Source organism: Trichlorobacter ammonificans (assembly GCF_933509905.1).
GTDB lineage: Bacteria > Desulfobacterota > Desulfuromonadia > Geobacterales > Pseudopelobacteraceae > Trichlorobacter > Trichlorobacter ammonificans.
The window spans coordinates 1,477,599-1,499,186 of the sequence record NZ_OW150024.1 but is presented as its reverse complement, the minus strand read 5'-3'; the positions used below and the strand labels follow the sequence as shown (position 1 = coordinate 1,499,186).

Below are 21,588 nucleotides of genomic sequence, written 5' to 3'. Positions count from 1 at the left end.
CGATGTCCAACAATATTCCACTAACCAAAGAGAGCTACGAGGCATTACAGGAGGAATTAAAGCGCCTGATTCGCGAGGAACGCCCCAAGGTGATCCAGGATATCGCCGAGGCGCGCAGCCATGGTGACCTGTCCGAAAACGCCGAATATGATGCTGCAAAGAATCGCCAAGCCTTTATTGAGGGCAGGATACAAGAGTTGAACAGCAAGCTGGCCCGCGCTCATGTGGTTGATCTGACCGGACTGACGCCGGACAAGGTCGTCTTCGGTGCCACTGTGACACTCTATGACACCAACTCTGAGGAAGAAATCACGTACAAGATTGTGGGCGAGGATGAAGCGGATATTAAGCAGGGTAAGATATCCTGTACTTCACCGGTAGGTAAGGCGCTGATCGGGCACAAATTGGACGACTCGGTAACGGTCAAGGTCCCGTCGGGCACCAAGGAATACGAAATTATCGATATCAAGTACGAGTAGGAGTTCCTTATGAGCAACGTCGCTCCCCAAATCACAAAGGATATGACCTTCCTCCAGATGCTGCAGACCTATCCAGAAACAGCAAAGGTTTTAAAAAAATACAATCTTGCCTGTGCAGCCTGCCTGGGAGCACAGAATGAGCCGATAGATCTCGGTGCCATCAATCATGGCATTGACCCGGAGGAGTTACTCGCTGCCCTTAACGCGGCAATTAAGTAGGTGGCGTTTACACCTTGAATTCTCTTATCACGCAGCAACAAGCACAAAGGACGTCCTTACCGGGGACGTCCTTTTTTTGCAGCCTTTGCGAGAGCGGCAGCAGGGGAGGGCTAGTGTCCAGTAACTAACAGCTCGGGATAGGGCCACACTGTCATCCACCATCAATGCATTATCAGTCTGCAGTTCCCCCATGCTATTTTATCCTTTGATGCCAATATGAAAGAGTGCTATGCACAAACAATTAATCTACTACCACAATCATTGTATGATCGCATAAACCGATGGAGCATGTTTATGACCTTGAAGCAGATTGAAGTATTTCTTGCTGTCGCTGCAACCCGTAGTTTTTCACGCGGCGGTGAGGCGGTAAGCCTCGCCCAGTCCACCGTCAGTCAGCATATCCGTGCACTTGAAGAAGAGCTGGGGGTCATGCTGTTCAACAGAAATACTACAAACATATCCCTGACTGAAGGGGGACGGCTGTTTCTGGAACAAGCCCGCCGAATCTGGCGCACCTGCGACAAGGCGCAAACAGCCATGAAGCGTTTTGCTGGACTGGACGAGGCTGTATTGCGGGTCGGAGCCAGCTCCACCTTGGCAATCAGCATAATACCGGAACTGCTGGGGAAATTCATTGCCCGCTATCCCGGGGTTCTCCTTGAGCTGCAGCAGAATGACAGTCACCAAACCATCAGATCACTGATAGATGACGAGGTCGAGCTGGCACTTACCGGCGGTAAATTTGATGAAGACCATGTCGTATTTGAAAAGCTCTTTGATGAACAAATTCTTCTGGTAGCACCCGCCAACCGTGAATTCACATCTGCCATCCTTAATAACAGAGCCGACAGAAAAAATATCCCACTGATTGTGCGTGAGCCTGGCTCCGGTACACGTCAGGCAGTTGAAAAAAGCCTCCGAAAAGCAGGACTGTCTCTAACTGATTTTTTGATTGTTGCGCAACTCGGAAGTGAAGAAGCCATACGACGCGCAGTGCTTGGGGGCGCAGGTTGCGCCTTTATTTCTTCTCTGGTCGTTTCCCATGAGTTGAGCAGCAGGCAGTTAATTGAATATACTTTGGATGGCATACAGATAGAACGCTCGTTTTATCTGGCAAGCCGGGAGGGCCACAATTTGTCCCCGGCAGCATTAGCCTTTGTTCAGGCTATTCAAGACGTACTTGCCTTAAGGCTCACACCCTAACTCCGCCCCCCCCGAACAACTTAACATAATATAGCTTATGTCCGATTTTTGTCGGACAATCCGAGCGGCAAACAGCCGCCGGATGGTCCGGCATAAGGCAGTGTGCCGGGACGATCGTCCCCCGGCACAGAGGGAGCAACGCGACCGTTGCGCCTTTGACTTTGACGACCGCTGGTGCAGATCAGTTCCAAGCTGCCGCGCCGTCATGGTCCGTTGCCTCGGCATGGCTGCTCGCACCTCACAGCAGCAAAACCCCTCCGGTAGCCCCTCAACCGCCTTTCGCCGTCAGGCGCAGTCACACCTTCAACAGCAACTGCCCCCGACTTGTAACACGGGGGCAGAAAATACTAGAAATCCAGAAAACAGCCAGTGATAACAGCCTGTTGCAAGGTAGCAAGTGCTTGCTATCTCGCTACATCCTGACACTCACAGACACAAACAGCGACAATACAAACAAATTGACACAGGTAGACACAACAAGGATAATTCAGAAACTATTTGACGCGAGGTCTAACCATGTCACGTAAGAAGAAACCAGCCAAGCGCCCCTACCGTACCCCGGCCGAACTGATGGCGGAGAAGCGGATTGAGACGATGATGGAAAAGGTCCGTCAAGAATTCCATGACGCTCTGCCGATGGAACCGGCCCCGGAGGTTATCCCCATGGTGCAGGTGCAGCCGGAACCACAGCCTGCCCCTCGACGGGGGGCCACGCCTAAGGCAAAGAAGCCGGCCCAGGGTAGTAGCCTGCTCCTGACGGTGAATGACCTCTGCGGCCTGCTCAACCTTTCCCGCTCGACGATCAACCGCATGGAACGAAACGGGACGCTCCCCGGTCGGGTCGAACTAGGTGGCGCTGTGAGGTATCACCGGGAAACGGTCGAGGCATGGTTGAGGGGAATTGCAAAAAACCCGTGAGAGGAGCCCACAGATGGCCAGATTCCAAAATCACCTTTCGCGCCGGGTTACGGTGCGGTTTACCGACGATCAGTACAGGGAACTCGAAGAAATCGCTGTTGGCGAACGCTTCCACGTCTCGGAGGTGGTCCGCTCCGTCATGCTCGGCTTTCTCCGTCAGCGTCGCAAGCTTGAAGCTGTGGCAGGTGACCGGCTATGACGGGAGCCTGTCACAGCCCGACTGCCTCCCTGTCCAGGTTCAGCCCCTCCCCTGTCGAATACGGGGTATTGCTGCAAGACCTGGCGGGAGTGTTCAACCCGTTGCATCCGGATTGCCTGATTGATTTTCAGGTGACAAGCATCCGGGACGGTGTCGCGGTCTTCTCGGTCGCCATGCCTGAGGCGATGGTGCGGGGCTTTGCCGCCATGCTGACAAGTCAGGCAGAACTGTTCCGGTTCATCGAGCATAAGCGCCGGTCAGTCTCCGCCCGGATCAAGGTCCATGACCTGAACGAGATTGCCAAGCGGGAGAAATTCCACTCGGATAATCAGCGGCTTATCGTTGAAACCTTTGATGAGCTGGTGAAGCAAGGAGCGTCAGTCAACGACGCAATCAAGCTGACGAATCGGAAGCTGAAGGACCGGGGCCACCCTTGGGCCTGCTACAACACCGTTGCCGAAGTAGTGCGATCGGCCGGACGTTTCCGGACGTTCCGGAGAAAATCCACGCCAAAGGAGGAAAACGCCCCTCGCTGATCGGTGGACTTCTGTCCGCCAAAGTGTCTATGATGTCGGCTTAAAGTGGTGACGGCCGGTTTGGGGTAAGTGCGCATTATGAATAGAGAAAAACGGATATCATATAGCTTATGTCCGATTTTTGTCGGACAATCCGAGCGGCAAACAGCCGCCGGAAGGTCCGGCATAAGGCAGTGTGCCGGGACGATCGTCCCCCGGCACAGAGGGAGCAACGCGACCGTTGCGCCTTTGACTTTGACAACCGCTGGTGCAGATCAGTACCAAGCTGCCGCGCCGTCATGGTCCGTTGCTTCGGCATGGCTATTCGCACCTCATAGCAACCACACCCCTCCGGCAGCACCTCAACAGCCGTTCGCCGTCAGGCGTCGTCACAGCTTCATCAGCCCCCGTCCAGTAACACGGGGGCACCAAATACAACCACTATCTAAAATCAACCACTTATCGGCTAAATCGATTTTTGTCGTGGTTCGTTTTGACACACACAGACACAATCAGCGACAAGCGAAACAAATTGACACAACCAGACACAACAAGGATAATTCAGCAACTAACTGATGCGAGGTCTAACCATGTCACGTAAGAAGAAACCAAGCAAACGCACTTACCGTACCCCGGCCGAACTGATGGCCGACAAGCGGATCGAGTCGATCAGGGAGAAGGCTCTTCAAGGGTTCATGCAACCGGCCCCGGCCCCGGAGGTTGTCCCCATGGTACGGATGCAGCCAGAACCACAGCCTGCCCCTCGACGGGGGGCCACGTCTAAGGCAAAGAAGCCGGCCACGGGCAATAGCCTGCTCCTGACGGTCAGCGACCTCTGCGGCCTGCTGAATCTTTCCCGTTCGACCATCAACCGCATGGAACGAAACGGGACGCTTCCAGGTCGGGTCGAACTGGGGGGCGCTGTGCGGTATCACCGGGAAACGGTTGAGGCATGGTTGAGGGATCTTGCGAAAAACCCGTGAGAGGAGCGCACAGATGGCCAGATTCAGGAATCACCTTTCGCGCCGGGTTACGGTGCGGTTTACCGATGACCAGTACAGTGAACTCGAAGAAATCGCCGTTGGCGAACGCTTCCATGTCTCGGAGGTAGTCCGCTCCGTCATGCTCGGCTTCCTTCGCCAGCGTCGCAAGCTTGAAGCTGTGGCAGGTGACCGTCTATGACGGGAGCCTGCCACAGCCCGACTGCCTCCCTGTCCAGGTTCAGCCCCTCCCCTGTCGAATACGGGGTGTTGCTGCAAGACTTGGCAGGGGTGTTCAACCCGTTGCACCCGGATTGCCTGATTGACTTCCAGGTGACCAGCATCCGTGACGGTATCGCGGTCTTCTCGGTCGCCATGCCGGAGGCAATGGTACGGGGCTTTGCCGCCATGCTGACGAGTCAGGCGGAGCTGTTCCGGTTCATCGAGCATAAGCGCCGGTCTGTCTCTGCCCGGATCAAGGTCCATGACCTGAACGAGATCGCCAAGCGGGAGAAATTCCACTCGGACAATCAGCGGCTTATCGTTGAAACCTTTGACGAACTGGTAAAGCAAGGGGCGTCAACCAATGACGCGATCAAGCTGACGAATCGGAAGCTGAAGGACCGGGGCCACCCCTGGGCCTGCTACAACACTGTTGCAGAGGTAGTACGCTCGGCCGGACGTTTGCGGACGTTCCGGAGGAAATCCACGCCAAAGGAGGAGAACGCCCCCTGCTGATCGGTGGACTTCTGTCCGCCAAAGTGTCTATGATGTCGGCTTGACACGGTAACGGCCGACCTGGGGCAAGTGTGCGTTATGACAAGGAATACTCGACTGGTATATAGCTTATGTCCGATTTTTGTCGGACAATCCGAGCGGCAAACAGCCGCCGGAAGGTCCGGCATAAGGCAGTGTGCCGGGACGATCGTCCCCCGGCACAGAGGGAGCAACGCGACCGTTGCGCCTTTGACTTTGACAACCGCTGGTGCAGATCAGTACCAAGCTGCCGCGCCGTCATGGTCCGTTGCTTCGGCATGGCTATTCGCACCTCATAGCAACCACACCCCTCCGGCAGCACCTCAACAGCCGTTCGCCGTCAGGCGTCGTCACAGCTTCATCAGCCCCCGTCCAGTAACACGGGGGCACATATTACAAAAATCCAGAAATAAATAACCCCAAACGCAAACAGGGGGTCAGCCTATATGGCTAACCCCCTGTTTTTTTGGTCGGTGCGACTGGATTCGAACCAGCGACCACTAGACCCCCAGTCTAGTGCGCTACCAGGCTGCGCTACGCACCGTAAAACTATAGCATTGCTTTAATAGCAAGAAGATCCTGCCTGATTTCTTCAACAATCTTACTTAATTTATTAGAACTATCTTCAGCTTTCGGCTTCAAAACTGCTGCGGGTGTCTTTTGAGGGGATGCAAGCTTCTTTCTGACCCCTTCAATTGTGTACTTCTCTTCATACAGTAGTTGTCTAACCTGCAAAAGCAGCTCAATTTCGTGCTTGGTATACAGGCGCTGCCCAGATGAACTCTTTTCTGGCTGCAGGAAGGAAAATTCTGTTTCCCAATATCTTATTACCGAAGTTTTTAAGTCGGCAATACGGGCAACTTCTCCAATTTTGTAATAGACTTTATTACTTAGATCAGGATGCATGGACCTATCCTGATGGTAAAAATTTAAGCTTCGTTGTTGATTGCGCTTTTCAAAACCTGACTAGGCTTAAATGTCAGGATGCGGCGGGCATTAATGGTTATTGCCTCACCCGTCTGGGGATTGCGTCCACGACGATCAGCCTTCTGTTTGACGACAAAATTGCCAAAGCCAGCAATCTTGATCTTGTCACCAGACTCCAGCGTATTTTTTATAATACCGAAGACCATTTCCACCATTTCGGCAGACTCTTTTTTGGAGAGTCCAATCCTTTGATGAACCCGCTCCACAATATCAGCTTTCGTCATAAATTCCCCACACTGACCTGACAAATTACGTGGCCTTCCACCTGCTTAAGAGATAGGTCTTATAGCACAGGGCCCCAATGCCCGCAACACTTTTTTAATGAGGCTGAAGAGGCCATGCAGCACTTGCAGCTCACCGCATGCGCTCAAACAGCTCTCTTTTCTTTTGAATATAGGCCTTGATTGCACCAACGCTGTTATAGGACAACACTTTCCGGGCAAACGCCTGACACTGGCGAAGAGAGTGCTGACGGATGGCCTTTTTTACCAGCGGAATACCCGGTGCGGAAAGACTAAACTCCCGTATTCCCATACCAATCAGAAGTAGCGTGTTCAACGGATCAGCAGCCATTTCTCCGCAAATTGATACCCTTCTGCCCAAACGCCTGCCTTCGTCAGCCACACGCTTTATTGAATGCAGCACTGCCGGGTGGTAAGGATCATAATATTCTTTTACCTTAGGGTTATTACGGTCTGCAGCCAATGTATACTGAATAAGATCATTTGTGCCGATACTCAGATAATCCACCTCCGGGGCAAGCAGATCGATAATCTGGACCGCTGCCGGTAGTTCCACCATGATACCCAGAGGAAGGTCACCGCATACGGTAAGGCCGTCCGCCTGAAGCTCAGCAACCACAGCATGCATGATGGACTTAATCCGACGTATTTCATCGGGGCAGGAGATCAGCGGAAACATGATTGTCGCACAACCAGCCGGTGCTGCCAGCAGAATTCCCGCTAGCTGTTCCCGGAATATGTGCTGTTCGTCCAAGGAGAATCTGATGGACCTCCATCCTAGAAAAGGATTGTCTTCATGGGGGTGCTCGAAGTACGGCAACCCCTTGTCGCCGCCGATATCAAGCGTACGGATATTGACCGGTTGATCGGGAAAACCTTCAAGGATTTTTTGATACAATTGGGCCTGTTCGTGACGGTTGGGGAAAGAGGTACGTGCCATGTAGGGAAATTCGGTACGGTATAGCCCCACACCTTCAGCACCGTTTGCTGTCGCAATCTTGATGTCTGATACCAGCCCGATATTGGCCCGTAGTGATATTCTGGTCCCGTCAGTGGTAACTGCCGGCAAATCCCGCAGGTGCTCCAGCTCTTTCATCTTGGAAGCGTAATCCTTTTCAAGGCGCTGATATTCACTGCAAACTCTTAGCTCCGGATTCAGATAGACCTGCCCTACGGTACCGTCAACAATCACCTGATCTTTCACGTTTGCGGCGTCAAGTAGCCCCCGAACCCCGACAACTGCAGGAATACCAAGCGATTTTGCCATGATGGCAGCATGGGAGTAGCTATTGCCTTTCTCGGTTACAATGCCAAGAACCTTATCATGTTCAAGTGTTGCCATATCGGAAGGGAAAATATCCTCGGCAATGATTACACGTTTTTCCTTTAAGGTGATTGTGGCGGCATCATTACCCTCCAGGGCATCGATGATTCGGCGGCCGATATCCTCCATATCGGCAGAGCGCTCCCGCAAATACGGATCTTCCATTGCGGCAAATGCTTCGATATACCCCTGTACTACTTCATGAACGGCCCAAGAGGCACCAGCTCCCTGCTCTATCAGGTCGTTGATTTTTGAAGTAAATCCACGATCTTCAAGAATCATGAGGTGGGTATGAAAAATTGAGGCGTCACTTTCAGAAAGAAGCTCGCTAACCCGTTTTTCCATATAAATAGTTTGAATAACAACCTTTTCCAATGCAAGCTGTAACTTGTGCAGCTCCTCGGCCTTGCTGCCTACCTTGGCGGCCTTGATGACCTTATGACTGAAGCGATCAAGAATGTAGACCTTGCCCCGACAAAACCCAGGAGAAGCCGCTGTCCCCCCAAGGGAAGTCGAAGCAGCAGCACCCACCCTCCCCTCTTCATTGACGCTGTCACTGCCGGTTATACGCCCCGTACGCAGTCTTGCCAATTCCTGCTCGTAGTAGGCCCGCTCCTGTTCTTTGGTCTGCACGGAGTCGAGCAACTTGGCATTCATGACAATACTGCTGATCTGAAAAGTGATGGTCCGCAGGACGCTGATTTCATCATCACTGAATCGCCGCGCCTCGACAGTCTGAACCACAATCACGCCTATGGGAGTTTTTCGCTCAAAAAGAGGCAGTCCCAAGAAAGAAAGGTAGCGCTCTTCCTTTGATGCCTTGAAGTATTTGTAACGAGGATGGGTAGGGGCATTGTCGGTCATCACCACGTCGCGATTCTCCACGACTAGGCCGGTGAGCCCCTCCGATGTCTTCATCGACACCCTGCCGACCGCTGTCTGGGAAAGTCCCTTGGTAGCCTTCAGTATAAGTGTCTCCCCATCCTCCTCAAGAAGGTAGATAGAACAGACATCGGTTCGCATTCGTTTGGCAACAATGGTGACAATGTTGCTCAACGTCTCCTGAAGATCGTGGGAGTGTAGAATGATACTGCTGATATCTTCGAGGGTTCTGAGGCCAATTGAGTGTTGTTGCTCGTAATACTGCTGCATGGCTACCCCGTGACTCGCAAATTTGTTTTGCAGTATAAAACAAAGCTTGACATTTGCAATACACTCAAGTTCGTTTTGTTGGATGACAGTTCCGGGGCTGCTGTGATACACAGATGCTGAAAGGACATTTTATGACTGAACTGACACACGGAGTCGAATTGCTGGAGTCAGGACAACCTGAAAAGGCTTTGGCATTTTTTGAAAAAATAGTTCAGCAAACTTCTGACAACGCCCTGGCATGGTTTTACCGCGGTGACGCCCTTGCAGACCTGCAACGCCTTGACGAGGCTATCAACTCCTATCGTTCCGGACTCACCCAATCCCCTGAAGATGTCGATGCCCAAACAACACTGGGGGATTTGTTGCTTGAGGCTGGCAGGTATCAGGAAGCCGCCGCCTGCTATGAACGGGTGCTGGTTCTTGATCCGGGCGACGCCGATGCCTTGGTCAGCATTGGCTTGATACACCAGGCGCTTGATCAGTGTGCCGAGGCTGCGGCTGCCTTTGAGAAAGCCCTGTCCATCGAGCCGAACAACAGCTTCGCTCTCAACGCCTTGGGGAATCTGCTGTTTGGTATGAATGAGCACCAGAAAGCACTGGATATGTTCACCAGATGCCTTGAGCTTGACGCCGAAGACCCTGCTGCCTGGCATAACCTCGGTGACCTGTATTACGATCTTGAGGAGTTTGAGCTGGCAGAAGAGCACTGCCTAAAGGCCGTAGAGCTTGACCCCGGATTCAGCATGGCGTACCTCACCCTCGGAGGTATCGCCATGGATCTTGAGCGGATGGAAGACGCTCTCAGATACTATCGGCTTTACCTCAGGCATGAAACGTCACCCCAGGCAGTGGAAATGCTGGCGGAGGTCAAAGCCGTTGTCGAGGGATTACAGGAGGAACTCACGGGTAGTGACCGTGGCACGAACACAAAGAAGCCGTCATAGTTTTCTTCATTCGCGTACTGCTTGTCCTGAAAAACAAAAAGGAACACTCCTGTGCGGGAGCGTTCCTTTTTGTTTTGTACCAGAGGTTTCTTATGTTCTTGCAAAATCGGGCTTGGCGAAGGAGTATTCAAAATTCATGTGATCGGTGTAGGTACCGTTCAAAATTGCAACCACATCTTCGGTAAAAACCAGTTCCTCGTCGGTGGGGATGACGAACACCTTTACCGGGGAATCATCGCTGGTGATCAGTGACTCCCGCTTGCGGGTCATGGCACCGCGGTTGCGCTCACGATCAAGCACAATACCGATATGCTCAAGATTCTCAATCGCCTTCTCACGGATCAGAGCCCCCATTTCGCCCACACCGGCAGTAAAGACAACGGCGTCAAGCCTGCCGATGGCAGCCATGTAGGCACCTATATATTTACGCAGTCGATAAGCTTCAATTTCCAGGGCCAGCTGACAGCGATGGTCACCATTTTCGGCATGCTCGATAACGTCGCGGCGATCGGTGTATTTGCCGGTTATTCCCAGAATCCCGCTCTTCTTGTTCAGAACACTATCGATTTCCTTTGCCGACAGGTTGTCCTTTTGCATCATGAAGGCCGGGATGGCAGGATCGATATCGCCGCAACGGGTTCCCATGACCGCCCCCTCCAGAGGGGTCAATCCCATGGTGGTATCCACGGAAATACCATTTTTGATGGCGCAGTGAGAAACGCCGTTTCCTATGTGCATAGTCACAATGTTGCACTGACTGGCCGGTTTGCCCAGCAGCATGGCAGCCCGCTTGGAAACGTAGAGGTGTGAAGTGCCATGGAAACCATACCGGCGGACACCGTGTTGTTCGTACCACTCGTAGGGCACCGCATACATATAGGCGTGTTCCGGCATGGTCTGGTGAAATGCCGTATCAAAAATGGCTACATGCGGAATCGTGGGCATCAGCAGGCGGGCTGCCTCAATACCGTCGATGTTGGGGGGGTTATGTAACGGCGCCAGGTGCTGCACTTCCTTAACGGCATTAAGAACTTCATCATCAATCTGTACCGAACACGTGAATTTCTCACCACCGTGCACGACCCGGTGACCGACGGCTGAAATTTCCGAAACACTTTTTAGCGCACCGTGGACCGAATCCGTAACAACCCTGATAACCAAGTCGATTGCCGCCCGGTGATCCGAGCAGTCCTGCTCCAGTCGGTAGGATTCACGACCGGGAACTTCGTGAACAATATAGGAGTCGCCCACGATTACCCGTTCAACCATTCCCTTGGCAACCACCTCCTTTTTTTCCCAGTCGAAAAGCTGGTATTTGACCGATGAGCTGCCGCAATTCAGGGCCATAATGATCATGTGTGTTCCTCCACATATAGATAGTTCAAATCATCAGTAAAACTAAAAAGACGTCAGCGAGACTTAAATAAACAAGACCAAAATAAAACCGCATTTGATATATCATGTGACCTGACAGAAATTCAACTTTTTTGTCAACTGAGGCGGCAATTTCACGCATGACTTTTTCTGGACATCCAGATGGGGCTATGCTAAAAAATAGTACTTCTTTATGAGAAGTTAATTTACAAAGGAGGTGATATCGTGGCTCATACCATTACCGACGATTGCACAAACTGTGCTGCCTGTGAGGACTCCTGTCCGGTGAACGCCATCAGCGAGCAAGGTTCAAAGCGGGTAATCGACGCCGATACCTGTATCGACTGCGGCGCATGTGTTGACACCTGCCCCGTCAACGCCATCCACGCCTGATAGAACGCCGTCCAACAGAACTAAAAGCCCGCAATCAAAGCGATTGCGGGCTTTTTTATTCGGTACGGCTACCAGGAGCAACCGTTGCGCTATTTGCGAAAAAACCAAAAAAGCAGCGAAAGAACCAGCGATAGCAGCAGACTGGTGGCAATGGGCAGGTATACAGTTACATTTTCCCGCTTTATCAGGATATCACCCGGCAGCTTACCCAACCAGGGAACACGCGGCGCCAGACTGAGCACCACACCCGCGGCCACCAGCAACACCCCCAGAATAATCAGTGACTTCCCTACCCCACTCATTGCCGCCCCTCTCTGGGGAGGTACCGTTCCTTTTCACTGTAAATGCAGCCGCAGTACTGCTGCCGATACAACCCCAGCTCTTTGGAGCAACGGATTCCCTCCTGCCAACCGGGCCTGAAGTCGTGGTACGCAAAGGCAACGCCGTGTCGGACAGCTGCCTCCTCAGCCGTAGTGCGCATCAAAGCATGGTTCTGGTAGCGGCTGTAAAACAGCGATGAGGTAAAGGCGTCAAAACCTTCTGAACGGGCCGCTGACGCAACCGCATCCAGGCGGGAGGCGTAACAGTAGCCGCAGCGGTTTTCCGGATCAGCGGCCACGTTGGCCAGAAACTCTTCAAGGCGGTATTCATCCACGACAATCAGCTCAAGGTTTGCCTGGTCAGCCATCTGCCTGGCGGCGTCCCGGCGCTTGGCATACTCCTGATAAGGGTGAATGTTATGGTTGAAGAACCAGCCCGTAACCTGCACTCCTTGTTTGCGAAGCACGGATAACGGGAATAGGGCACAGGGGCCACAGCAGATATGCAACAGAACCTTCATCAGACCTTTTCCAGCAGATGCCCCAGTTTATCCCGCTTCGTACGCAGGTACCCACGGTTGGAGCAGGTGGGATTGGCTTCAATGGGAACCCGGTCCACAATTTCAATTCCGTATCCTTGCAACCCGACCAGCTTGCGGGGGTTGTTGGTCAATATCCTGATCTTGCGAATGCCGAGTGCCAGCAGCATCTGGGCACCAATACCGTAATCGCGCATATCCTCCTTGAAGCCCAGCTCGCGGTTGGCCTCAACCGTATCAAACCCCTGATCCTGCAGCTCGTAAGCCTTAAGTTTGTTGATCAGGCCGATCCCTCTTCCCTCCTGGCGCATGTAGAGGATGACCCCGCGCCCCTCGGCATCAATGGCTTCCATAGCCTTGTGCAACTGCTCACCGCAGTCACAGCGCAGAGAGCCCATCACATCGCCGGTCAGGCACTCGGAGTGGACCCGTACCAGCAAAGGGGTATCGCCGGTCATATCACCCTTGACCAGAGCAACATGGTCCAGCTTATCCAACTCGTTCTCAAAGGCCACCACCCGCCAGTCACCACCGTAGCGTGACGGCAGCTTGGCATCGGCCACCACCCGCACCAGTCGCTCATGCTTCAGGCGGTATGCCACCAAGTCGGCAATGGTGCAGATTTTCAAGCCGTGTTCTTTGGCAAAGACACGCAGTTCCGGCATACGGGCCATGGTACCGTCATCGTTCATAATTTCGCAAATCACGCCGGCAGGGGTCAATCCGGCCAGCCGTGCAAGGTCGACGGAACCTTCGGTCTGGCCTGTTCGGACCAGAACCCCGCCAGCCTTGGCCCGCAGGGGAAAAATATGGCCGGGACTTACCAGGTCGGCAGCCGATGCCGCAGGGGCAACAGCGGTCGCAATCGTGTGGGAACGGTCTGCTGCCGAAATACCGGTGGTCACACCGTGTCGCGCTTCGATCGAAACCGTAAAAGCGGTTTCAAAGGGAGATGTGTTATCCCGTACCATAGGTTTCAGGCCCAGCGCATCGCACTTTTCCGGTGTCAGCGTCAAGCAGATCAGTCCACGCCCATACTTGGCCATAAAGTTGATTGCTTCCGGCGTCACCATCTCGGCGGCCATGGTCAGGTCGCCCTCATTCTCCCGGTCTTCGTCATCAACCAGGATGATCATCTTGCCTTGGCGAATATCGTCAATCGCCTCTTCTATCGTACATACTCCCATTGTGGTCGTGCTCCTTGAAGTTTCCCTAACGCTCAAACAAACCCGTTCCGCACCAGCGTCTCCATGGTCAATCCCTTGTCCGGTTGCCGGGAAGAAACCAGTCGGGCAATGTATTTACCGATGATATCCGTCTCAATGTTGACCGCCTGCCCAGGAACAAGAAAGGCAAGGGTTGTGTTTTCAAGGGTGTGAGGGATGATGGCAACGGAAAAGCGTTCATCTTCGACGCTGTTCACGGTCAGACTGATACCGTCAATGGCAACAGATCCCTTGTCCACCAGCAGCCGCCCATGCTGTGCCGGCAGCGAAAAGGTGAGAATGCGGGCATTTCCCCTGGATTCGCTCCGCTCAAGGCGGCCGGTACAATCGACATGACCGGTAACCAAATGACCGTCCAGCCTCGCCCCCAACCTGAGTGCCCGTTCAATGTTGAGTCGGTTTCCCGGTTCCAGAGCACGAAACGTGGTCCTGTCAACGGTTTCCGGGGAGATATCAAAACTGAAATGGCTGTCGGAAGCTGAGGTGACCGTCAGACAGGCTCCGTTGACGGCAATGGAATCACCAACCGTGACTTCTCCGGACGGCAGGGGCGCGGTCAGCTCAAGACGTACCGCCCCGCTGCTGCGCCGCATCCCGGTCAGGCGTCCCACGCACTCGATCAGCCCCGTGAACATGGCGCCTCCGGAACAGCGTGAACCAGCACGTCGGGACCGAACATCCGCACATCGAGAATGCGCAGCCTGATCGCCTGGTCCATGGTCGTGATTCCCTGCAGGGCAAAGGCGGAAAAGCCGTCACTGCCGATGATCTTGGGTGCATAGAACAGCATGAACTCGTCGATCAACCCGGCCTGAACCATGTCGCCGGCCAAGCGGCTACCCCCTTCCAACAGGAGGGTCCGCACCCCCATTTCTCCCAGCTTGCCCAGCAGGTCCGGCATGGACACCCGGCCCCCCTGTTCCTCGCAGACCAGCACGGTTGCTCCCTGCACCTGATACCGGCGATGTACCCGCGGATTGGTCTCGCAGGTGGCGATGATGGTTTTCTTCGCCTGGGGGCCGCTCAGCACCGCTACCGATTCCGGTGTTCTCAAGCGGGTGTCCACGACCACCCGCAGCGGATCTCGTCCCCTGACATGACGCACTGTCAACTGGGGATTGTCCACAATGATCGTATCGACCCCCACCATAACCGCGTCGCAACGGGCACGCAGACGATGTACCTGCACCCGGGCCTCTTCACCCGTTACCCAGCGGGAATGACCGGTAATGGTGGCAATGGCGCCGTCAAGGGTCATGGCGGTCTTGTAGATGACATGGGGCAGCCCGGTAGTCACAAACTTGATGAATCCGGGATTCAGCTCCCGACAGTCCGTCTCAAGGAGGCCGCTCTCCACCACAATACCGGCACCGCGCAGCTCTTCCAACCCCTTGCCCGCCACCAGCGGATTAGGATCAACCATCCCCGCAACGACACGACGGACACCGGCGGCAATCAAGGCATCGGTACACGGTGGTGTGGCCCCCTGGTGGCAGCACGGCTCCAGCGTCACATAAAGATCCGCCCCGCGTGCAGCCTCGCCAGCCATGTCCAGCGCATGAATTTCGGCATGGGGTGTGCCGGCTCGACGGTGCCACCCCTCCCCCACCACGCTTCCATTCTTGACGATGACACACCCCACCGCAGGATTGGGCGATGTTTTGCCGATGCCGCGACGGGCCAGGGCCAGGGCCCGCTTCATATACCGTATGTCGAGCGCAGGTTTCGACATGGGTTATTTATTAAGCAACTCTTGAAGTTCTTCCATAAACTCACTGATATCCTTGAACGAACGATACACCGAAGCAAATCTGACGTAGGCGACTTCATCCGTGCCGTGCAACTCCTTCATGATCCACTCGCCGATCAGCGAAGAAGGAATTTCCCGCTCACTACTTTCTTGCAGACGCGACTCAAGGCGGTCTGCCATCCGTTCAATGGATTCCACGGAGACAGGGCGCTTTTCGCAGGCCTTTTTGATTCCCGAAACTACCTTCATCCGGTCATACTGCTCCCGCCTGCCATCTTTTTTGCAGACCAGCGGCAACATCTCCTCTACCCGCTCGTAGGTAGTGAACCGCTTCTGGCAGGCTTCACACTCCCGCCGCCGCCGGATGGCCGCTCCTCCCTTGTCGGGCCGGGAGTCCACCACCTTGCTGTCGGCATGGGCACAAAAAGGACATTTCATGGGGCCACTCCCTCCTCGCTCTCCCGCTGAAACCGGCAACACTCGATACCGGATTCGGCCACCATTTCCCGAGCCAGTTCGTCGGCATAGCCCCCTTCATAAACAATCCGGCGGATACCGGCATTGATCAGCATCTTGCTGCAGATGATACAGGGCATGGTGGTACAGTACAGTGTCGACCCGTCTATATTGATACCGTGACGAGCGGCCTGGATGATGGCATTCTGTTCCGCATGCAGTCCCCGGCACAGCTCGTGGCGTTCCCCGGAGGGCACCTGCAACCGCTCCCGCAGACAGCCGGTCTCTTCGCAATGCCTGATACCGGATGGTGTGCCATTGTACCCGGTTGCCAGGATATTGCGGTTTTTCACCAGCAGCGCCCCAACCTGGCGACGCAGGCAGGTAGAGCGGGTTGCCACGAGATGGGTAATATCGATGAAGTACTGATCCCAGGATGGGCGGGACATGGTCGCTCCTGTGCGGTGTCTGCGCGCGATACCAACAAAGAAACTCCCCCGCCCTTGGTCAGGGAGAGGGCGTAAGATACGGCACCTGCGTTGACAGACAAACTAGCCTATCTGTGGAATCAGGTCAATCCGGATACCGCACCGGCACGCTCAAAGCGGCTGTGCAGGGACGGAAAACACAAATCGGGAACCACCTTCCGGGGAACTGTCAAGAGTAAAACTGCCCCCCAGACAGGAGGCGGTTCGCGCCACAATACTGAGGCCGATACCGAGCCCTCCCTGAGGACGAGTGTGGGAGCCGTCCCCCTGGACGAACGGCTCTTTAATCCGCTTGAGCCGTTCCGCGGGAATACCGGGACCACTGTCCCGAATATCAAAGACAAGCAAAGAAGCGGTCGTGTCATAGTCAACCTGAACGCTGACGCTACCGGCAACTGCAAACTTCATCTCGTTTTCGAAAAGTTGGAACAACGCCATTTCGAGCAGCGTCGTCTCAAGCAGCAACCGTTCGGGAATATCCGGAGCAATCTTTATCTCGAAAGCGAGGTCGCGCCGGGCGCTGCCGCCGGTTACCCGGTCCAGAGCGCGATTGATCAACGTGTCGGCAGAGCCGGCAACAAGGGATGGCTTTAGCGAGCCGGTTACAATACCGGAAAAGGTCACCAGATCATCGACAATCCTGACCAGTTGCCGGGCGGAAAATTCCGCGTATCCCAGGTATTCATCCCGCTCCCTCTTCCCTTCGGTTTCACGAGCCAGCGAAAGCATTCCCACGATGCCGTTGGCCGGAGTGCGAATCTCATGGGAAATGTTATGCAGAAACTCGCTTTTCAGCCTTGATGCCTGCAGAATTTCCATGGTTTTTTGCTGTACTTCCCGCTCCAGGCGAGTGCGATACTCCCGTTCCAGCGCCAGCAGCCGGTAGTGCTCTACGGCGCGTTTCACCGCCTGAACCAGGTACTGCGGATCAAACGGCTTCCTAATGAAATCGAAGGCATTTCCCTTGACCGCATCAATTGCCGTATCAAAATCAGTATAGCCGGTCATCACGATGACCGGGAACGTCCCCCCCTGTTCCTGGACGAACTTAAGCAGGTCGGTGCCGCTTCTGCCGGGCATCCTAATGTCGGTCAGCAACACATCGGGCTCCACCTGTTCAAGCAGCGTGCAGGCCGCTGTGACATCACTGCAGCGCCATGTTTCAAAGCCGTGCAACTCCAGAATGGCGGCAACCATCTGCAATACCATGGCATCATCATCAACGATCAACGCCTTCGGCTTGTCCTGTTCCGCTGAACTCATGCAGAAAGTCCCTCTTCCAGTCTACTCACGAGCATTGAACATTTCCTGCTGCCGGACTCGGCATAAAACACTTTCGCACGGCACCTCAAGCGCTCTCCAACATCTCGATGACAGTATCATATATTCCATGTATAGTACAAAGTTCAATAGATGCTGCTCAATCTTCTTTATGCCGGAGCTCACCAAAGGTTTCGCATGCCATCAGCCGTCGAATGTTCCGAACACGCAAAGCAGTTTGAGTTGTCCGATCTGATTGATGCCGTCGCCGTTCAGGAAATGATGAACGACTACTACACCCTGACCGGCATCGGCATCGGCATCATCGACCGGAACGGCACGGTACTGGTTGGTACCGGTTGGCAGGATATCTGCGTCTCCTTCCACCGAGCCCACCCGGAATCATGTCGCCACTGCCTGGAAAGCGATCTGGAACTTTCCGGCAGCATTACACCGGGAACTTTCAAGGCCTACCGCTGTAAGAACAATATGTGGGACATCGCCACACCGATTATGCTGGGCGACCGACACATCGGCACTATCTTCCTGGGGCAGTTTCTCTACGATGACGAAGTCCCCGACTACGACCTGTTCCGTGCCCAGGCACGGCGGTACGGATACGATGAAACCGCATACCTTACCGCGCTTGACCGCGTCCCGCGCTGGAGTCGGGAAACGGTCCGGACAGCCATGAGTTATTACTCCAAGCTGGCTCGACTGATCTCGTCCCTGACTTTCAGCAATGCCCTGCTGACTGACTCCCTGAAACTGGGGGCGACGAGTACGCATCTTCTGGGGCAACAGATGCTGGCGATGGAAAATATCGACCGCTGCCTCTCCCTGGACCCGACGACTCCCGTCCCGCCAGCAGCTGCCGAACCTGTCCACGACGATAGGTCGCCCGTACCGGAGCAGGACGTCATGCGTCGTTTTCTGCGTGGCTGGTCACTGATCCAGGAGCGTATCCGCACCTCGCGAGCCTTGGAACGGGCCAAACAGGAGTGGGAACAAACCTTCGACGCTGTTCCCGACCTGATTGCCATCATCGACACAAACCACAAAATTCTGCGGGTCAACCGTGCCATGGCCCGAAAATGCGGTACGACACCGTCCGATCTGGTCGGCAGACACTGCTTCGAAGTCATGCACGGGGGCACCTGTCCTCCTGCATTCTGCCTCCACAATCAGGTACTCACCGCTCCCGCCGAATATTCCGGAGAAATCCACGAACCGCTCTTAAATGGCATTTATGACGTCACGGTTTCCCCACTGTATCATCCTGACGGCTCCGTACGGGCCAGCGTTCATGTTGCCCGCGACATCACCCGCCGAAAACGGGCCGAGCAGGAACGGGAGCGCCTGGAAGAGCAGGTGCGCCACGCAGAGCGTCTGCACGCCGTCGGTACGCTTGCCGGAGGTGTCGCCCACGACTTCAACAACATTCTTGCCGTCATTACCGGCTATGGCCACATCGTTCAGACGGGTTTACCGGCAGATCACCCCCAGCAGGATAACCTGCGAATGATCATGGAGGCTGCCGGGCGTGCCGCCCACCTGACCCGCGACCTGCTGTTGTTCAGCAGAAAAAATCCGGCAAACCGCCAGCCTCTTGACCTGAGCATGATTCTCCACCGGGCGGAGCGTTTTCTCGACCGGCTCATCGGCACCAATATTTCGCTGGTCATCGTTTCCGAACCCAGGGACCCGCTGCTGGTCTACGGAGATGAGCAACAACTGGGACAAGTCATCATGAACCTTGCCACCAACGCCCGGGATGCCATGCCTGACGGCGGGATGATCAGCATTGGTATCGAGGAAGTGGAGCTCACTGCCGACGAGGCCGTTGCGCTGGGACTTGTCTCTCGAGGCCGTTACGCCCGAATAACCGTCAGTGACTCGGGAGTTGGCATTTCCCCGGACAGGCTCACCAGCATCTTCGACCCCTTTTATACTACCAAGGAGCCGGGCAAGGGGACCGGCCTGGGACTTTCCATCGTGTACGGCATCATCAAGAGCCACGACGGCTCCATCCAGGCTGCCAGCACGCCGGGCAGCGGCACAACCTTCACCATGCATCTCCCTGTCTGCGGCGATCAGACGCTTTCGGCGGAGCTTGGCCACCTGCCATGAACATGCCTACGGTTCTGATTGTCGACGATGACCGCGATGTCCTGGCAACGTTCAGCTACATCCTGCACAGCGGCGGTTTCACGGTCCATACCGCAGGTTCCACGGAGGATGCCCTGCACTGTCTGTCACACCGTCAGTGCGATATTGCCATCGTGGACATTCACCTGGGCTCCGCCACCGGCGTTGATCTTCTGCGACGCCTCGTCACCAGTGAGCCGTTCCTGCAGGTTATACTGATTACCGGGCATCCCCAGGTGGAAACCGCCTCCGAGGCGGTGCGTCTCGGAGCTTGTGACTACCTGTCCAAGCCGATCCTCCCCAATGAACTGCTGAATGCGGCACACCGCGCCCTCACCCGCCGGCGTCTGATGGAGCAGGGAGAACGGCACCGTGCCGACCTCCAGGCCATATTCGCCTCCCTGTCCGACGGTGTCATAATGGTGGACCGCACGGGCAGTGTCTGTCTGAGTAACGACTCCTATCGTCATATCTGCGGTTTTCTCGAGGATGACGGAAAACTTCGAAAACCGGAGGACCGACCTCCCTGCGCAGGTGTCTGCCTGCGCAGCATCCAGCTCTCCCTCGCCAACGGTGTTCAGCAACGGCTTGAACGATTCCGCTGTCTCCGTCCCGACCGACAGAATCAGGTGGTAACCCTGAGCACCTCCCCCATCCGGACACCGGACGGTGCGATCAACGGCATTGTACTGGTGTTGCGTGACGAAAGCCGCATCGAGGAACTCGAAAGCCAGTTGCATATCCGCCGGGGGTTCGGCAGGCTCGTCGGCTCCAGTCCTGCCATGCAACTGCTCTACAGCCGGATTGAAACACTGGCCGACCTGCCCAGCACGGTGCTGATTCAGGGTGAAAGCGGCACGGGCAAGGAACTGGTGGCGGAAGCACTGCACACCACCGGCAACCGGCACAGTCGCCCGTTTGTCAGGGTCAACTGCTCGGCCCTCTCCGACACGCTCCTGGAAAGCGAGCTGTTCGGTCACGTCCGGGGCGCGTTCACCGGTGCCGTTGCCAACCGTGTCGGCCGCTTCCAGCGAGCCGACGGCGGCACGATTTTTCTCGACGAAATCGGCGATATTTCACCGGCCATGCAGATGCGGCTTCTGCGGGTGCTTCAGGAGCGCGAGTTCGAGCGGGTGGGCGACTCCACCCCTCTTACGGTGGATGTCAGGGTAATTGCCGCAACCAACCAGGATCTGCTGGAGCAGGTACGCCAGGGACGCTTCCGGGAAGACCTCTATTACCGCCTCAATGTGGTCAAGCTGGCTCTTCCTCCCCTGCGGGACCGGATGGACGACCTTGAGCATCTGGTGATTCACTTCACTGAACGCTATGCCGCTGCCTTTTCGAAGCCGGTAAGCGGCATTTCGGACGCGGCCCTGCACCTGTTCCGCTCCTGGCACTGGCCCGGCAACGTACGGGAACTGCAGCATGTGGTCGAACACGCCGTCATTCTCTGCAGATCGGAACGGATTGACCTCTGTGACCTGCCCCAGGATCTGCTGCATCCCCAGCCGCTCCATTTCCGGCCACCATCAACACCTCCCCCCCTTTCCGCTCCGCCCCTCAGTATTCACGAGGCGATCCGCCGCTGCAACGGCAACAAGGCCAAAGCAGCCCGCCTGCTGGGGATCAGTCGCCGCACCCTGTACCGCCACCTGGAGCCGTAACCGAGCACCTTCCCGCAAAACACCTGTGCCATGACACATAAAAGGCGTC

Annotated in this window: 25 protein-coding genes and 1 tRNA gene; 13 read left to right on the top strand and 13 right to left on the bottom strand. The window is 55.2% G+C overall.

Annotated features, from left to right (window positions below; genetic code table 11):
- Positions 1-2: 2 nt before the first annotated feature.
- From greA to RAK07_RS06860, 9 genes are all read left to right on the top strand, one after another.
- Positions 3-479 (top strand): transcription elongation factor GreA, encoded by a 477-nt coding sequence (gene greA, locus RAK07_RS06900; protein ID WP_305732098.1) that lies wholly within the window; start codon positions 3-5, stop codon positions 477-479.
- Positions 480-488: 9 nt separating this feature from the next.
- Positions 489-698 (top strand): DUF1858 domain-containing protein, encoded by a 210-nt coding sequence (locus RAK07_RS06895; protein WP_305732097.1) that lies wholly within the window; start codon positions 489-491, stop codon positions 696-698.
- Positions 699-992: 294 nt separating this feature from the next.
- The gene (locus RAK07_RS06890; RefSeq protein ID WP_305732096.1) at positions 993-1,901 is read left to right on the top strand and encodes a selenium metabolism-associated LysR family transcriptional regulator; all 909 of its coding nucleotides are present in this window, start codon (positions 993-995) and stop codon (positions 1,899-1,901) included.
- A gap of 516 nt (positions 1,902-2,417) precedes the next feature.
- Entirely contained in the window at positions 2,418-2,819 is a 402-nt protein-coding gene (locus tag RAK07_RS06885; protein WP_305732095.1) for a helix-turn-helix transcriptional regulator, read from the top strand.
- A 13-nt stretch (positions 2,820-2,832) separates the two neighbouring features.
- Positions 2,833-3,018 (top strand): hypothetical protein, encoded by a 186-nt coding sequence (locus RAK07_RS06880; protein WP_305732094.1) that lies wholly within the window; start codon positions 2,833-2,835, stop codon positions 3,016-3,018.
- Entirely contained in the window at positions 3,015-3,554 is a 540-nt protein-coding gene (locus RAK07_RS06875) for a hypothetical protein (RefSeq protein WP_305732093.1), read from the top strand. The genes RAK07_RS06880 and RAK07_RS06875 overlap by 4 nt, the downstream gene beginning before the upstream one ends.
- 569 nt (positions 3,555-4,123) lie before the next feature.
- Complete coding sequence (locus tag RAK07_RS06870; protein WP_305732092.1) at positions 4,124-4,516, top strand: helix-turn-helix transcriptional regulator; 393 nt, start codon at positions 4,124-4,126, stop codon at positions 4,514-4,516.
- 13 nt (positions 4,517-4,529) lie between these two features.
- Positions 4,530-4,715, top strand: a complete 186-nt coding sequence (locus RAK07_RS06865; RefSeq protein ID WP_305732091.1) for a hypothetical protein — start codon at positions 4,530-4,532, stop codon at positions 4,713-4,715.
- Positions 4,712-5,251, top strand: coding sequence for a hypothetical protein (locus tag RAK07_RS06860; protein ID WP_305732090.1), 540 nt, complete (start codon positions 4,712-4,714; stop codon positions 5,249-5,251). Before RAK07_RS06865 ends, RAK07_RS06860 begins: the two co-directional genes overlap by 4 nt.
- A gap of 485 nt (positions 5,252-5,736) precedes the next feature.
- Here RAK07_RS06860 and RAK07_RS06855 read toward each other — a convergent pair.
- The 4 genes from RAK07_RS06855 to ptsP all read right to left on the bottom strand — a co-directional run bounded on the left by RAK07_RS06855 (position 5,737) and on the right by ptsP (position 8,974).
- Positions 5,737-5,813: transfer RNA gene (locus RAK07_RS06855), tRNA-Pro, on the bottom strand.
- 5 nt (positions 5,814-5,818) lie between these two features.
- Entirely contained in the window at positions 5,819-6,175 is a 357-nt protein-coding gene (locus tag RAK07_RS06850) for a MerR family transcriptional regulator (protein WP_305732089.1), read from the bottom strand.
- Between the two features lie 23 nt (positions 6,176-6,198).
- Positions 6,199-6,480: an integration host factor subunit alpha gene (locus tag RAK07_RS06845; RefSeq protein WP_305732088.1), complete on the bottom strand. Its 282-nt coding sequence runs from the start codon at positions 6,478-6,480 to the stop codon at positions 6,199-6,201.
- A gap of 130 nt (positions 6,481-6,610) precedes the next feature.
- Positions 6,611-8,974: a phosphoenolpyruvate--protein phosphotransferase gene (gene ptsP, locus RAK07_RS06840; RefSeq protein WP_305732087.1), complete on the bottom strand. Its 2,364-nt coding sequence runs from the start codon at positions 8,972-8,974 to the stop codon at positions 6,611-6,613.
- Between the two features lie 131 nt (positions 8,975-9,105).
- Between ptsP and RAK07_RS06835 the strand changes: the two genes are divergently transcribed.
- Positions 9,106-9,918: a tetratricopeptide repeat protein gene (locus RAK07_RS06835; RefSeq protein ID WP_305732086.1), complete on the top strand. Its 813-nt coding sequence runs from the start codon at positions 9,106-9,108 to the stop codon at positions 9,916-9,918.
- 90 nt (positions 9,919-10,008) lie between these two features.
- On the opposite strand, the gene RAK07_RS06830 is transcribed toward RAK07_RS06835, so the two are convergent.
- Positions 10,009-11,274 carry an acetate kinase gene (locus tag RAK07_RS06830; protein WP_305732085.1) on the bottom strand — a complete coding sequence of 422 codons (1,266 nt, stop codon included), beginning with the start codon at positions 11,272-11,274 and terminating at the stop codon, positions 10,009-10,011.
- A 243-nt stretch (positions 11,275-11,517) separates the two neighbouring features.
- Here RAK07_RS06830 and fdxA point away from each other — a divergent pair, with 243 nt between their 5' ends.
- A complete protein-coding gene (gene fdxA, locus RAK07_RS06825; RefSeq protein ID WP_012469809.1) occupies positions 11,518-11,685 on the top strand; it encodes a 4Fe-4S ferredoxin in 168 nt (55 codons plus the stop codon).
- An 89-nt stretch (positions 11,686-11,774) separates the two neighbouring features.
- Here the strand turns inward: fdxA and RAK07_RS06820 are convergent, their stop codons facing one another.
- The 8 genes from RAK07_RS06820 to RAK07_RS06785 all read right to left on the bottom strand — a co-directional run bounded on the left by RAK07_RS06820 (position 11,775) and on the right by RAK07_RS06785 (position 17,727).
- Entirely contained in the window at positions 11,775-11,987 is a 213-nt protein-coding gene (locus tag RAK07_RS06820; protein WP_305732084.1) for a DUF2905 domain-containing protein, read from the bottom strand.
- On the bottom strand, positions 11,984-12,526 hold the full coding sequence (locus RAK07_RS06815; protein WP_305732083.1) for an epoxyqueuosine reductase QueH: 543 nt from the start codon (positions 12,524-12,526) through the stop codon (positions 11,984-11,986). Before RAK07_RS06815 ends, RAK07_RS06820 begins: the two co-directional genes overlap by 4 nt.
- Positions 12,526-13,731: a bifunctional 3,4-dihydroxy-2-butanone-4-phosphate synthase/GTP cyclohydrolase II gene (locus RAK07_RS06810; RefSeq protein ID WP_305732082.1), complete on the bottom strand. Its 1,206-nt coding sequence runs from the start codon at positions 13,729-13,731 to the stop codon at positions 12,526-12,528. The genes RAK07_RS06815 and RAK07_RS06810 overlap by 1 nt, the downstream gene beginning before the upstream one ends.
- Before the next feature lie 32 nt (positions 13,732-13,763).
- Entirely contained in the window at positions 13,764-14,405 is a 642-nt protein-coding gene (locus RAK07_RS06805; protein ID WP_305732081.1) for a riboflavin synthase, read from the bottom strand.
- Positions 14,390-15,502 carry a bifunctional diaminohydroxyphosphoribosylaminopyrimidine deaminase/5-amino-6-(5-phosphoribosylamino)uracil reductase RibD gene (gene ribD / locus RAK07_RS06800; protein WP_305732080.1) on the bottom strand — a complete coding sequence of 371 codons (1,113 nt, stop codon included), beginning with the start codon at positions 15,500-15,502 and terminating at the stop codon, positions 14,390-14,392. Before ribD ends, RAK07_RS06805 begins: the two co-directional genes overlap by 16 nt.
- A 3-nt stretch (positions 15,503-15,505) precedes the next feature.
- Positions 15,506-15,958, bottom strand: coding sequence for a transcriptional regulator NrdR (nrdR, locus tag RAK07_RS06795; RefSeq protein WP_305732079.1), 453 nt, complete (start codon positions 15,956-15,958; stop codon positions 15,506-15,508).
- The gene (locus tag RAK07_RS06790; protein ID WP_305732078.1) at positions 15,955-16,425 is read right to left on the bottom strand and encodes a deoxycytidylate deaminase; all 471 of its coding nucleotides are present in this window, start codon (positions 16,423-16,425) and stop codon (positions 15,955-15,957) included. The genes nrdR and RAK07_RS06790 overlap by 4 nt, the downstream gene beginning before the upstream one ends.
- A 150-nt stretch (positions 16,426-16,575) precedes the next feature.
- Positions 16,576-17,727, bottom strand: a complete 1,152-nt coding sequence (locus tag RAK07_RS06785) for an ATP-binding response regulator (protein WP_305732077.1) — start codon at positions 17,725-17,727, stop codon at positions 16,576-16,578.
- 240 nt (positions 17,728-17,967) lie between these two features.
- Here RAK07_RS06785 and RAK07_RS06780 point away from each other — a divergent pair, with 240 nt between their 5' ends.
- Together RAK07_RS06780 and RAK07_RS06775 are read left to right on the top strand one after the other, a co-directional pair.
- On the top strand, positions 17,968-19,854 hold the full coding sequence (locus RAK07_RS06780) for a PocR ligand-binding domain-containing protein (protein WP_305732076.1): 1,887 nt from the start codon (positions 17,968-17,970) through the stop codon (positions 19,852-19,854).
- Positions 19,851-21,539: a sigma-54-dependent Fis family transcriptional regulator gene (locus RAK07_RS06775; protein ID WP_305732075.1), complete on the top strand. Its 1,689-nt coding sequence runs from the start codon at positions 19,851-19,853 to the stop codon at positions 21,537-21,539. The genes RAK07_RS06780 and RAK07_RS06775 overlap by 4 nt, the downstream gene beginning before the upstream one ends.
- The last annotated feature ends 49 nt before the right edge of the window (positions 21,540-21,588 follow it).